Here is a 13,314-nt window from a genome sequence, read left to right on the forward strand (position 1 = left end):
CGGCGATGCGGTTAGTGAGTGATGGAATTTTCAACGTGCCGGCTCGTGGATCTTGGCGTCGACGAATCCTTGCAGCTTTTTAGCGTTGTGAAGCGCGTATCCGCCGACGTCGTTGTTAAAAAACGCCCAAACTTCGTGTCCATCCTCGGCCCAGGTAGCAAACTTTTCGGCATAATCTTCCAGAATATCGTCGGAGTAGGAAGAGCTGTACAGCGAGGTCGGTCCGTGGAAACGCAGGTAGACGTCTTTGGCGGTGATTTCTTCGTGGTATGGGAACCGGTCGGCCTGCGAGAAAACCAGGGTAATGCGATATTTTTTCATCAGCCGAATGCTTTCCTCCGAAAACCACGACGGGTGCCGCACTTCGAGCGCGAAACGGAAGCCTTTGTATTGGATGGTTTCTTCATAAAACGCTTCGGCTGTGTCGGCGTGGTACCGCGAATTGGCGGGCAGTTGAACGAGCACCGGACCAAGGCGCTTTTTAAAAGGACCGAAAACACTGAAAAACCGCTCCAAGGGTTCCTTCGGATCGTGGAGCTTCTTCAAATGGCTCAGGTACCGGCTCATTTTGGGACAAAAGCGGAAATCTTCCGGCACCGTATCGATCCATTTCGCGACGATCTCCAAGGTGGGCATTTTGTAGAAGCTGTTGTTGATCTCCGAAACGGCGAAATGCCGGGCATAAAATGTCAGGTAGTCCGCAGGCTTTACCGTCTCGGGGTAGAAAATGCCTTTCCAATGTTTGTAGCTCCAACCTGAGGTGCCGATGTGTATCTTTCGCTCCACTTTCATTATCAGTTCGTTGTGGAGCCAATTAGAGCAATAATCGTACCGAAGGGTAATTAGTACTGTCCTGACGGGTAGTGACCGATGTTCGGGTGTAAATCTTAAAAACGCTGCATTAATGCCGATTTATTTCGAAATTGGCCGCATTGATCATAAACACTGTTTCTATCATGAAGGATATCGGCGTAAAGGATTTGCAGGCCATCGAGGTTTTTCGCGAAGTACCGGAAGACCAGCTGCAATGGATGATAGATCGCAGCCAACATTATGAATTGCGGGAAGGCGATATGATGATACGGCCGGGAGAACCGCTGGTGGGCACACATGTCATTTTTTCGGGCCGGATCGAGCTGTACCGGCTTCAAAACAATACCAAACAGATTATCGCCGAACTCTTGCCCGGCACCGTCACGGGCGCTCTGCCGTTTTCGCGCGGAAAATTAGCCATTGCTTACGGGGTGTGCCTCGAAACGGCTCAGTTGATGACTTTTCCGAAAGAGTTACTGCGGGAACTCGTGACCTCGCATTACGAACTTACGCAGGCGCTCGTGATCGTGATGACGTCGCGCGTACGGGAATTCACTGAACTCGAACAGCAGAATGAGAAGATGATGGCGCTGGGCAAGCTTTCGGCCGGGCTCGCACATGAGCTGAACAACCCCGCGGCGGCAATCGTGCGCAGTTCGGCGTCGTTGAAAGAACATTTGCTCATGCAGCCCGATTCGTTCAAATCGCTGCTTTCGATCCATTTATCGCACGAGGAGATCGACCTTTTAAATAGTAAAATGATAAGTTTGCTCAACAACTCCAACCGCCCGGTGTTGTCGATGATGAAACGCTCGGAGAAGGAGGACGAAATCCTCGACTGGCTCGACCTGAACAATATCGACGGATGCGAAGACATTGCGGATAACCTCGTGGAATTCGGGGTAGGGGAAGCCGACCTGGAAATGCTGAAAAGCAAAATCAACCACGATGACCTTTCGCCCGTACTGACTTGGATCAACAATAGCCTGACGACCGAGCGCATGGTGGCCGATATTCAGGAGGCTTCCAAACGCATTGCCGAGCTGGTTGGCTCCGTGAAAACCTTCACGCATATGGACCGCGGCGGCGAGCGCGAGTACGTGGATATCCACGTGGGCATTCGCAACACGCTCATTATGCTGAATTACAAGCTAAAAAAGGGCAATATTAAGGTCACGGAGGACTTTGACCTGACTTTACCGCCCGTCAAAGCGATGGTAGGCGAGCTGAACCAGGTGTGGACAAACCTGATCGACAATGCGATCGACGCGCTTGAAAATCAGCCGGAAGCGGAGCTGACGCTCATTACCCGTCGCGATAAGGAATTTGTGAAAGTGACCGTGTGCGATAATGGCCCGGGTGTTCCGGCCGAGATACGTTCCAAGATCTTCGATCCGTTTTTTACGACCAAGTCGGTAGGAAAAGGCACCGGCCTGGGCCTCGACGTCGTGAACCGGATCGTGCGCCAGCATCGGGGTACCGTAACGCTGCATTCACAAACCGGACGTACCGAGTTTGTGGTATGTTTCCCGTTTAATGGATAATTTTAATTCTCAACTCATATTTAAAGGAGGCTCTCATGGCTTTGCCCATTATATTTTCGATTGACGACGATCCGCAGGTGCTCCGGGCGATCAGCCGCGACCTGAAATCCCACTACCGCGAAAAATACAGGATATTGAGCACTACATCCGTAGCCGAGGCAATGGAAAGCCTGCTCGAATTGCAGAACCGCGGCGACGAGGTGGCGATGTTTATCTCCGATCAGCGGATGCCTGAAATGCAGGGCGTGGATTTCCTTCAAAAGGCGATGAAAATGTTTCCTTTCGCTAAAAGGGTACTGCTCACGGCCTATTCGGATACGGAAGCGGCCATTAAGGCGATCAACGACGTGCAGCTCGATTATTATTTGATGAAACCCTGGGACCCGCCGGAGGAAAAACTGTACCCGGCGATCGATGAGCTGCTCCGCGACTGGCAGGGCAACTACCGCCCCGACTTCAAGGGTATTAAAGTGATAGGTTATCAATTTTCGCCCAAGGCGCACGAAATCAAGGACTTTTTGGCGGGTAATCTGGTGCCTTACCTGTGGCTGGATGCGGAATCGAACGAAACCGGCAGGCAGATTTCCCAAAGTAACAACCTGTGCCCGGTCGATTTTCCGGTAGTGATTTTTGAGGATGGTTCATTGCTCAAAACGCCGTCGCTGATCGACATTGCAGAGCGCATTGGCTTGAATCCCAAGACGAAACAGCAGATTTACGATGTGGTGATTATCGGTGCGGGCCCGGCAGGGCTGGCGGCTTCGGTATATGGCGCCTCGGAGGGTTTAAGTACTTTGTTGATCGAGCGGAAAGCGCCTGGCGGACAGGCTGGTACGAGCTCCCGCATTGAAAATTATCTCGGCTTTCCGACGGGTTTGAGCGGTGCAGAGCTTACGCGGCGTGCGATCACGCAGGCGACACGCTTCGGGACCGAATTCCTTTCACCCCAGTTTGTGAAAGAGATTAAGTTAAAGGACAAATATAAAACTGTGGTGCTAGGCGACGGCAGCGAGGTAAATGCAAAGGCCGTCGTGATTACAACGGGGGTCGACTACCGGAAGCTGGATACTCGTGGCGTAGAGGATTTTACGGGAAAAGGCATTTACTACGGCGCGGCCAGCACCGAGGCCAGCTCATGCGGAAACAAGGATGTGTACGTGCTGGGTGGAGGTAATTCGGCCGGACAGGCGGCGATGTACCTGTCGAAGTTTGCGCGCAATGTGTATATCCTGATCAGGAGAAATGACCTGACGTCGTCCATGTCGTCGTACCTGATCGACCAGATCGCCGGTACGGAGAATATTAGCGTGCTGGGTTGCACGGAAATTGTGGAAGCGCAGGGCGACGGCCATCTTGAAAGCCTGAAACTCGTGGATTTGAATACAAGCGAGGAGCGCACCGTTCCCGCTGACGCACTTTTCATTTTCATTGGCGCAAAGCCCTATACGGAATGGGTAGGCCTTGAAATCATTAAAAACAAGAAGGGTTTCATCGAGACGGGCCGCGAAATGAAGAATTACGAAAATTTCAAGGAAGTTTGGAAAGCCGACCGCGATCCCTATCTGCTTGAAACGAGCTCGCCGGGCATTTTTGCCGCGGGCGATGTGCGCGCGGGCGCGATGAACCGCGTCACGTCGGCGGTAGGCGAGGGGTCGATGTCGATCAGTTTTGTTCACCAATATCTAAGCGAAGTATAATGAGCCAGGTTTGTAAGCATATAGAAGATATTCAGGAGATCAAGGTCGCCGACGAGCTGGTTTGCGAGGAATGTAAGAAAGTAGACGGATGGTGGGTGCATTTGCGCACCTGCCAGACCTGCGGCGCCACCTTATGCTGCGATAGCTCGCCTTCCAAGCACATGACCAAGCATTTTCATCGCACCGGCCACCCCGTCGCTTCTTCAGCCGAGCCGGGGGAGAAGTGGTTGTGGTGTTATAAGGATGAAGCGTTTGTGGAGTATGACTGAAATTTGAATGAGTGAATGTAGTCAGGTATAGTCAAGTGTAGTCAAGTTTTGTCAGGTATTGTTCTCTCTAAACTCATCTCAATTCATGACCACCCCTGACCCAATGACTATTTTATTCATTCATTCATTCATTCATTCATTCATTCATTCAGTCAGTCATTCAGTCATTCACAATTGAATTTCGTAACTTTGTCCTATGACGAAATCCGCGACGATCGAGCAGTTTTACAAGGACACTTCCATGCTCATACCTGCACAGGTTCAAAAGGAGGTTGGGCATTTCAATATTTTCAGGACGGACGAGCTGTACCGTGTGGCGGCGAAAAACAGGGTAATGCCCTACAACCGCCGGGCCTATTATAAAATCAGCCTGATTATCGGTCGCAACAGGGCGGAGTATGCGGACAAAGTAATTGATATAGAACATAATGCATTACTTTTTGCGACGCCGCTGATTCCCTATAGTTATGTGCCGCAGGACGAAAATCAGGCGGGTTTCTTCTGCATTTTCTCCGAGGATTTTCTCACGCAGGACAACAGCGGCGTTCGTTTACGCGAGCTACCTGTTTTTAAACCGGGCGGTAACCCGATCTTTTTCCTCAACGACGAGCAGATCGAGGATATCAAATACATTTTCAGAAAGATGTTTCGGGAAATCGAGTCGGACTATGCCTACAAGTATGATTTGCTGCGCAATTATGTAATTGAGCTCATTCATTTCGGGCAGAAGTTGCAGCCTGCAACCTCACTTTTTACCGAAACCAATGCCTATAAACGCGTTTCATCGCTTTTCATCGAGCTGCTCGAACGCCAGTTTCCGGTAGAGCCACCGCATCAGAAGCTGAATTTGCGTTCAGCCAAGGATTATGCCGACCAGCTTTCGATCCATGTCAATTATCTCAACAAGGTTTTGAAGGAAATTACCGGCAAAACTACTACCGAGCTCATTACAGAGCGCATTATCAAGGAATCCAAGGTCCTTTTGAAGCACACCGACTGGAATGTGTCGGAGATCGCATACAGCCTGGGTTTCGAAGAGGCTTCGCATTTTAATAACCTTTTCAAGAAGCACACCGCGTTAAGTCCGCGTGCATTCAGGGCCTAGATTTGAATTTCGTAAGTTTTGATTTGAAAGCCGCAAATCCGTCAGATTAGCGCCCGGTACCTTTGTTCCATCAATTTTAAACAGCAAAAATGATGGAATCAGTAAGTAAAATAGCATTGGTAACCGGCGGCAGCCGTGGTTTAGGGAAAAATATGGCGCTGCGCCTGGCGGAGAAAGGAAACGACGTGATCATCGTTTACCGCAGCAAGGCGCAGGAAGCAGCCGAGGTAGTAGCGGCCATAGAGGCCTTGGGACAGAAAGCGGCAGCCATTCAGCTGGATACCGCGGATGTAAAGTCCTTCGATCATTTCTTTACCCAAGTTTCAGGTATTCTGAAAGACAAATGGAACCGCGTTTCTTTCGATTTTCTGATCAATAATGCGGGTATCAGCCGCCCTTCTCTATTTCCTGAAACCAGTGAGCAGGATTTTGATGATCTGATGAACGTACATTTAAAAGGCGTTTATTTCCTTTCGCAAAAGGCATTACCGCTCCTCGCAGACGGCGGACGGATCGTGAACCTCTCCACAGGCCTCGCGCGCTTCTCTACGCCCGGTTACGCGGCCTACGCATCCATGAAGGGTGCGATCGACACGCTCACCCGTTACATGGCCAAAGAATTGGGCAGCCGCGGCATTACCGTGAATGCGCTGGCGCCGGGCGCGATTTATACCGATTTCAACAGCGAGTCGTTCGACAGCCACCCGGGCATGACCGACTTTATCAGCAGCATTACGGCGCTGGGGCGTGTGGGCGAGCCCAACGATATTGGCGGCGTGGTGGCGTTCCTGTGTTCGGAGGACGCGCGCTGGATTACCGGTCAGCGGATCGAAGTTTCGGGGGGAATGTTCCTCTAAAACTGAAAAGCCGCCGCAGATCTGCGGCGGCTTGGTGTGTACAGGTCTCTCTCAGTTAGCTTTTGTTGCCAGAGAGTTTCAGATGGACCTCGATACCCGGTTTGATGGACGCATCGTCCGGCAGGCCGGGTTCTGTGGCATAAGTCATGCCCCATAGTGTGCGATCGAACGTCGTGATTGCCTCTAATTTGAAGGAGTCGCCGTTCAGATCGATCCGGGCAGGGAATGTGACCGGATTACTCTTGCCTAACAGTGTTAAATGACCTGTCACCTCGAAATTTGCGCCGGAAACCACACCAGCCTCGGTTCCCGTATAGGGTGCTACGCTCATGATTTCAAAAGTGACGTTCGGATGGAGCGCCATATTGAAGAAATCGGGGCTTTGCAGGTGGTGTACCAGTTGGTGTTTCAACTCGTCGGTAGGCAGGTTCAGGTTGACAATCGATGAAAGCGGGAGCGTGAATGCCCCGCTTTTTACTTTTCCTCCTTCGATCACCAGGCTGTTGCTTTCCACGTCGAGTGTACCTTCATTGAAGTAACCCGTTTTGAGGTAACCTTTCCACTCCGCTACCGAAGTTTCGTCGAGATGGTAGTTGGTTGCGCCAACAGGAGCATCATGGTCGGTGCAGCTTGTGAACATCGCTGCCACTGTTAACAGTGTTAGAAGTTGTTTTTTCATGGTTTGATTTGTTTTCATGGCTGATTTTGATTCTGATGCAAAACTAAGGGCCGGCTCCCTGCCGGAGCCTACGCGGGACGGATGAAAAACTACGCGCGGCGGATTTTGACACAATTCGGGGCCGATTGGTATTGGAAGCATTTATTGCTTTATTTGCAACGAGGATTTTAGTCATTAAGCTACGGGCAATGTCAATCAGAGGACCCATTATTTCGATCGAAGACGACGCCGATGATCAGTTTCTAATTAAAAGCGTGGTTGAGGAGCTCGATATTCCCAACGAGCTTTTGTTTTTCAGTAACGGCGTTGAAGCCCTGCTTTACCTCGAAACCACCCGCGACCAGCCATTCCTGATCATTTGCGATATCAACATGCCCGTCATGAACGGCCTGGAACTCCGCGAGCGGATCGATAAAAACGAGTACTTGCGCAAGAAATCGATCCCGTTCGTTTTTCTGAGCACGGCGGATAACCCGCTGGTAATCGAAACCGCCTATGAATCGACCATTCAGGGTTTTTTCAAAAAGGAGAATAGCTTCGAAGAACTGAAAGCAAGGATCAGGGTGATGTACGACTATTGGGCCTATTGCCTGCATCCTAATTATTATCATTGACTTTTAACCAAGGGTTTACTCCCCTGGCTTTGGCCTGCGCTATGAAAAAAATACTAATCGTCGACGACGAGGAAAAACTGCGTGGCCTGATGGCCCGCGTGATCAAGCTGGAAGGCTTTGAGGTGATCGAAGCGGGGGATATTAAAACGGCCTGGAAAAAGCTCGACCAGTCGGATATCGATGTGGTACTTTGTGATGTGAAGCTGCCGGACGGGAATGGCGTGGAATTTTCGAAAGCCTTGAAGGAGAAATACCCTCTGCTGGAAGTGATCCTGCTGACGGCCTACGGAAACATTCCCGACGGTGTGCAGGCAATCAAAAACGGTGCATTCGATTACATTACCAAGGGCGACGACAACAATAAGATCATTCCGCTGTTGTACAAAGCCATTGAAAAAACGGAACTAAACCGCCGGGTGGTCAGTCTGGAAAAGCAACTGGGCGAGAGGCGGTCATTTGATGCTATTATCGGCAAATCCAAAAACCTGCTGGCCTGCATCGACCTCGCACGCCGCGTGGCGCCCACGGACACGACAGTGCTCCTGCTGGGCGAAACAGGTACGGGTAAGGAGGTGTTCGCGCAGTCTATTCACCAGGCCAGCAACCGGGGTAAAAAGTCGTTTGTGGCCATCAACTGCTCGGCATTTGGGAAGGACTTGCTGGAAAGCGAGATGTTCGGGCATAAGGCAGGCGCATTCACAGGTGCTGTGCGCGACAAAAAGGGGCTTTTCGAAGAAGCGAATAACGGTACCATTTTCCTCGATGAGATAGGGGAACTGGCGCCGGAGTTACAGGCCAAGTTGCTGCGTGTGCTCGAATCGGGAGAATTTATCAAGATAGGGGAAACCCATCCTACCAAAGTGAATGTGCGGGTGATTGCCGCTACGCACCGCGATTTACCCAAGCAAATAGAAGCGGGCGAATTCCGCAGCGATCTTTTTTACCGGCTTTCGGTTTTCCAGATCACATTGCCCGCGTTACGGGAGCGCACCGCCGACATAGCCGCGCTTGCGAACAGTTTTGCCACGCAGTTTGCATTGAAAACCAACAAGAAGATTACTGCGCTTTCGCCGGGCTTTATTCAGGCTTTGGAAAAGAACCCCTGGAACGGCAATATCCGCGAGCTTAAAAATGTGATCGAACGGAGCGTGATCCTCACCGACGGCCCGGTGCTGGATATCGAGAGCCTGCCATTTGAAATGCAGCATCCAAGGCAGGACGGCGGTAAAAACATGTCGGCATTTTCGCTGGCGAGCTCCGAAAAACTGCATTTGCAAAAAGTCCTTAATTACACCAACGGCAATAAAGCCGAAGCCGCAAGGCTCCTCGAAATAGGTATCGCTACGCTCTACCGCAAGATCGACGAGTACAAACTCTGATTGCACACAATAGTGCCAGCATTTCCATTCTGATAAAAAAGCTTATCATTTTGATAAGCTTTTTTCATGCTCGAAAAATCATTTTCAAAGCATCTGATTGTAAATCAGCACCTTGCCGTCGACTTGAGTCGACGGAATAGGAGTTGCTATATGCTGTCATGAGTTTATAAAAATTTTAGAAATCATGACAACACTCCTTCTTCTGGCAGCCGGCGCACTAAGCTTCGCCCTGTTTTACAAAACCGTTCACTATTTCGAAAAGATCTGAAATCATGCTCGCGCTATTCATCGTCTCGATCCTGGTCTTCGTGTACATGTGCTATGTGCTCGTGAAGCCTGAAAAATTCTAAAAAACACCCAATCCAATGAACACTGAATTATTTGGTATAATCGCATTATTCGTCGGTACGGTCGCCCTGGCAGTGCCGTTCGGTAAATACATTGCGAAAGTATATGGAGGAGAAAAAACACTCTTCGATCCCGTTTTTGGCCCTTTGGAAAAAGGGTTTTACCGTTTGAGCGGTATCCGCCCGAATGTAGAGATGAACTGGAAACAGCATTTGTTCGCATTGCTGACGATCAACATGGTGTGGTTCTTCCTGGGCATGTTTGTGCTGATGAACCAGGGCTGGCTCCCGCTCAATCCGGATGGTAACCCGTCGCAATCTGCTGATCTGGCATTTAATACGGCCATTTCGTTCGTCGTCAACTGTAACTTGCAACACTATTCGGGCGAAACGGGCATGAGCTATCTTGGGCAGCTGTTTCTGATGTTCCTGCAATTCGTAACCGCAGGCACGGGTATGGCCGCCGCGGCCGTCGTGATCATCGCCCTCAAAGAGCGCACAACCGACAAGCTGGGCAATTTTTACGATCTTTTTGTAAAATCCTGCACCCGCATTCTCCTGCCCGTTTCATTTGTGATTGCATTGGTCCTGCTAGCCAACGGTACGCCGATGACATTCAACGGCAAAGACACCATGTACACCATGCAGGGCGATACCGTCCAGGTTTCGACCGGCCCGGTGGCTGCATTCGTGCCGATCAAACACGTGGGTACCAATGGTGGTGGCTTTTTTGGGGCTAACTCGGCGCACCCGCTGGAAAACCCTACATACACAACCAATATGACCGAAATGTTCGGGCAGATGATCATCCCGCTGGCGATGATTTTTGCATTGGGTTACTATGTAAGAAGAAAGAGGTTGTCTTGGATGATCTTCGGTGTGATGACGCTCGGCTTTTTGCTGTTGACCATCCCGACGATCGTCACCGAGCTGCACGGCAACCCTAAAATCGCACAAATGGGTGTAGATATGGGCTCGGGCGCGATGGAAGGGAAAGAGACCAGGTTTGGTACCACTGCCTCTGCATTTTGGAGTATAGCCACCACCGTTATCTCCACGGGGTCTGTCAACTCCATGCACGACAGCTTCATGCCCGTCTCCGGGTTGACCCAAATGCTGTCCATGATGACCAACGCATTTTACGGCGGCGCGGGTGCGGGGATTCTTAACTTTTACATATTCATAATCCTGGCCGTGTTTATCAGTGGTTTGATGGTGGGCCGTACGCCTGAATTGATGGGGAAAAAGATTGAAGCACGGGAGATGAAGATCGCGATGATCGTTGCCTTGCTGCACCCGCTGCTAATCCTGGCCGCTACCGCATTGGGTGTTTCGATGCCCGAACTGACGGCCGGCACGTTAAATAACCCAAGCTTCCACGGGTTTAGCGAGATGCTGTACGAATATACTTCCTCGGCCGCCAACAACGGTAGTGGTTTCGAGGGCCTGGGCGATAATACGCCGTGGTGGAACATCAGCTGCGGTATCGTGCTCATCCTTTCACGGTTTATCCCGATTATCGGCCCGGTAGCCATTGCGGGTATTCTCGCATCCAAAAAGCACGTCCCTGAAAGCGCCGGAACGCTCAAAACCGATACGGGCACATTCGGTATCATGGTGTTCGCCGTGATCGTGATCATCACCGCATTATCCTTCTTTCCCGCATTGACCCTCGGGCCGATCGCCGAATATTTTTCAATGCAATAATTAAAAGAATAGCAGAAATGAAAGCTCAAAATACATCCCTCTTCCAGGGAGACCTCGTACGGGAAGCGCTGGCGCAATCTTTTGTGAAGCTCAACCCCCGGATCATGTTCCGCAACCCGGTGATGTTCACCGTCTGGATCGGTACGTTTGTCATGCTGATCGTGAATATCTGGGTCATATCCGGTGAAAAGTCGCAGGGTAGCATAGTTTACAACATCGTGATATTCCTGATCCTTTTGCTTACCCTCCTGTTTGCCAATTTCGCCGAAGCCATTGCCGAAGCACGTGGTAAAGCACAGGCCAACAGCCTGCGTAAGACCCGCGAGGAGACACCTGCCAAATGGATCCAGACTGTGGGTGAAATGTATGTCAATGAAATTAAAGTCGTTCCTTCCTCTCAGCTACGCAAGGGCCACATTTTCCTGTGCGAAGCCGGTGATATCATCCCTACCGACGGTGAGATCATTGAAGGGCTTGCGACCATCGACGAAAGCGCTATTACAGGCGAGTCCGCGCCCGTGATCCGGGAGGCAGGTGGCGACAAAAGCAGCGTCACCGGCGGTACCAAAGTCCTTTCCGACCGTATTAAGGTAAAAGTAACCACCGAACCGGGCGAAAGTTTTCTCGACAAAATGATCGCACTCGTAGAAGGCGCCAGCCGCCAGAAAACACCGAACGAGATTGCATTGACGATCCTGCTGGCCGGTTTTACGCTGGTATTCATCATTGTGTGCATCACATTGAAACCCTTCGGTGATTTCGCTAACACGCCCATCACCATTGCCGCATTCATTTCGCTGTTCGTTTGCCTTATCCCGACCACCATCGGTGGCTTGCTCTCGGCCATCGGTATTGCCGGTATGGACCGTGCATTGCGTGCCAATGTAATCACCAAAAGTGGTAAAGCCGTGGAAACGGCGGGTGATATCGACACTTTGCTGCTTGACAAAACCGGTACGATCACCATCGGGAACCGCAAAGCGACCAATTTCTGGCCTGCAAATGGCATCGATAAAAGCTACTTCATCAAAGCAGCTGCATTGAGCTCTATCGCTGACGAAACGCCTGAAGGCAAATCGATTATTGAACTGGCTGATCTGCATCCTGACCAGCTACGCGTCGAAAACCCGACGTTCATCGAGTTCACCGCTGAAACGCGAAGCTCCGGCGTGAACTTCCTGGACACGCGCATTCGCAAGGGCGCGTCGGACGCGATCCGTAAACTGAGCGAGAAAGCAGGCAATGCATTTCCGGCCGATATCGCGGAGAAAGTGCGGGACATTTCGAGCAATGGCGGTACGCCGTTGGTAGTGGCTGAAAATGAGGTGGTAATCGGGGTGATTGAGTTGCAGGATATTATCAAGCCCGGCATTCAGGAACGTTTCGAAAGGCTTCGTAAAATGGGCGTAAAAACCGTGATGGTAACCGGCGACAATCCGCTAACAGCCAAATTTATCGCCGAAAAAGCCGGGGTCGACGACTACATTGCCGAAGCCAAGCCCGAGGACAAAATGAATTATATCAAAGCCGAGCAGCAAAAAGGGAAACTGGTGGCCATGATGGGCGACGGTACCAACGACGCACCTGCCCTCGCGCAAGCCGATGTAGGTGTAGCCATGAACTCCGGTACCCAAGCCGCGAAAGAAGCCGGTAACATGGTCGACCTGGACAACGACCCGACCAAATTGATCGAAATCGTCGAAATAGGCAAGCAATTGCTTATGACGCGCGGTACGCTCACGACATTCAGCATCGCCAACGACGTCGCCAAATACTTCGCCATTGTGCCTGCGCTATTCATCGCATCCATTCCGGCCCTGCAAGGCCTCAACATCATGCGCCTCCATACACCCGAAAGCGCAATTTTGTCGGCGATCATCTTTAATGCCGTCATTATTCCACTGCTTATTCCATTAGCGTTGAAAGGGGTTGCGTACAAACCCATCGGGGCCAGTGCACTGCTGAGACGGAACTTGCTGATTTACGGATTGGGCGGGGTGCTGGTGCCTTTTGTAGGGATTAAGGCGATTGATTTGATTGTGAGTGTTTGGTTTTAGAATTATTGCTCGTAATCTCTGCTGAGAGTGACCACATTACCTTTTTCTAAATTGTCAATGGCATTCTCTAAACGGGAAAAATATTCTTCACGGGTTTCCTCGCGAAGGATGCCTTTGGATGAATGTTCACTAATGCTGATTGTGATCTCAGAGTTTTCTTTCCCACGAATCAATCCCTTGATCTTCTCGATCAATTCATCCGTGAATTCCGAAGATTGAATCTTTAACACAGCGTCCATAACATTT

Annotated in this window: 13 protein-coding genes; 10 read left to right on the top strand and 3 right to left on the bottom strand. The window is 50.7% G+C overall.

The annotated features are described in order from the left end of the window. Positions 1-30: 30 nt before the first annotated feature. Positions 31-792: a DUF72 domain-containing protein gene (locus tag J2Y43_RS17765; RefSeq protein WP_309985118.1), complete on the bottom strand. Its 762-nt coding sequence runs from the start codon at positions 790-792 to the stop codon at positions 31-33. A 164-nt stretch (positions 793-956) separates the two neighbouring features. Here J2Y43_RS17765 and J2Y43_RS17770 point away from each other — a divergent pair, with 164 nt between their 5' ends. The 5 genes from J2Y43_RS17770 to J2Y43_RS17790 all read left to right on the top strand — a co-directional run bounded on the left by J2Y43_RS17770 (position 957) and on the right by J2Y43_RS17790 (position 6,285). Beyond that, entirely contained in the window at positions 957-2,357 is a 1,401-nt protein-coding gene (locus tag J2Y43_RS17770; protein ID WP_309985120.1) for an ATP-binding protein, read from the top strand. A 35-nt stretch (positions 2,358-2,392) separates the two neighbouring features. Continuing rightward, on the top strand, positions 2,393-4,054 hold the full coding sequence (locus J2Y43_RS17775; RefSeq protein ID WP_223404578.1) for a response regulator: 1,662 nt from the start codon (positions 2,393-2,395) through the stop codon (positions 4,052-4,054). Further along, on the top strand, positions 4,054-4,323 hold the full coding sequence (locus J2Y43_RS17780; RefSeq protein WP_309985124.1) for a UBP-type zinc finger domain-containing protein: 270 nt from the start codon (positions 4,054-4,056) through the stop codon (positions 4,321-4,323). The genes J2Y43_RS17775 and J2Y43_RS17780 overlap by 1 nt, the downstream gene beginning before the upstream one ends. 196 nt (positions 4,324-4,519) lie before the next feature. Continuing rightward, positions 4,520-5,428, top strand: a complete 909-nt coding sequence (locus J2Y43_RS17785) for a helix-turn-helix transcriptional regulator (RefSeq protein ID WP_309985126.1) — start codon at positions 4,520-4,522, stop codon at positions 5,426-5,428. 92 nt (positions 5,429-5,520) lie between these two features. After that, on the top strand, positions 5,521-6,285 hold the full coding sequence (locus J2Y43_RS17790; protein ID WP_309986670.1) for an SDR family oxidoreductase: 765 nt from the start codon (positions 5,521-5,523) through the stop codon (positions 6,283-6,285). Between the two features lie 55 nt (positions 6,286-6,340). Here the strand turns inward: J2Y43_RS17790 and J2Y43_RS17795 are convergent, their stop codons facing one another. Next, positions 6,341-6,964, bottom strand: a complete 624-nt coding sequence (locus tag J2Y43_RS17795; RefSeq protein ID WP_309985128.1) for a YceI family protein — start codon at positions 6,962-6,964, stop codon at positions 6,341-6,343. Between the two features lie 188 nt (positions 6,965-7,152). Here J2Y43_RS17795 and J2Y43_RS17800 point away from each other — a divergent pair, with 188 nt between their 5' ends. The 5 genes from J2Y43_RS17800 to kdpB all read left to right on the top strand — a co-directional run bounded on the left by J2Y43_RS17800 (position 7,153) and on the right by kdpB (position 13,068). Beyond that, positions 7,153-7,578 carry a response regulator gene (locus J2Y43_RS17800; protein ID WP_309985129.1) on the top strand — a complete coding sequence of 142 codons (426 nt, stop codon included), beginning with the start codon at positions 7,153-7,155 and terminating at the stop codon, positions 7,576-7,578. A gap of 41 nt (positions 7,579-7,619) precedes the next feature. Next, the gene (locus tag J2Y43_RS17805; RefSeq protein ID WP_309985132.1) at positions 7,620-8,957 is read left to right on the top strand and encodes a sigma-54 dependent transcriptional regulator; all 1,338 of its coding nucleotides are present in this window, start codon (positions 7,620-7,622) and stop codon (positions 8,955-8,957) included. 272 nt (positions 8,958-9,229) lie between these two features. Next, complete coding sequence (locus J2Y43_RS33615; protein WP_090379866.1) at positions 9,230-9,307, top strand: potassium-transporting ATPase subunit F; 78 nt, start codon at positions 9,230-9,232, stop codon at positions 9,305-9,307. A gap of 15 nt (positions 9,308-9,322) precedes the next feature. Continuing rightward, on the top strand, positions 9,323-11,011 hold the full coding sequence (kdpA, locus tag J2Y43_RS17810; protein WP_309985134.1) for a potassium-transporting ATPase subunit KdpA: 1,689 nt from the start codon (positions 9,323-9,325) through the stop codon (positions 11,009-11,011). A gap of 17 nt (positions 11,012-11,028) precedes the next feature. Further along, positions 11,029-13,068, top strand: a complete 2,040-nt coding sequence (gene kdpB / locus J2Y43_RS17815; protein WP_309985136.1) for a potassium-transporting ATPase subunit KdpB — start codon at positions 11,029-11,031, stop codon at positions 13,066-13,068. 2 nt (positions 13,069-13,070) lie between these two features. Here the strand turns inward: kdpB and J2Y43_RS17820 are convergent, their stop codons facing one another. Continuing rightward, entirely contained in the window at positions 13,071-13,307 is a 237-nt protein-coding gene (locus J2Y43_RS17820) for a hypothetical protein (protein WP_309985138.1), read from the bottom strand. Between the last annotated feature and the right edge of the window lie 7 nt (positions 13,308-13,314).

The organism is Dyadobacter sp. BE31, assembly GCF_031457695.1.
GTDB lineage: Bacteria > Bacteroidota > Bacteroidia > Cytophagales > Spirosomataceae > Dyadobacter.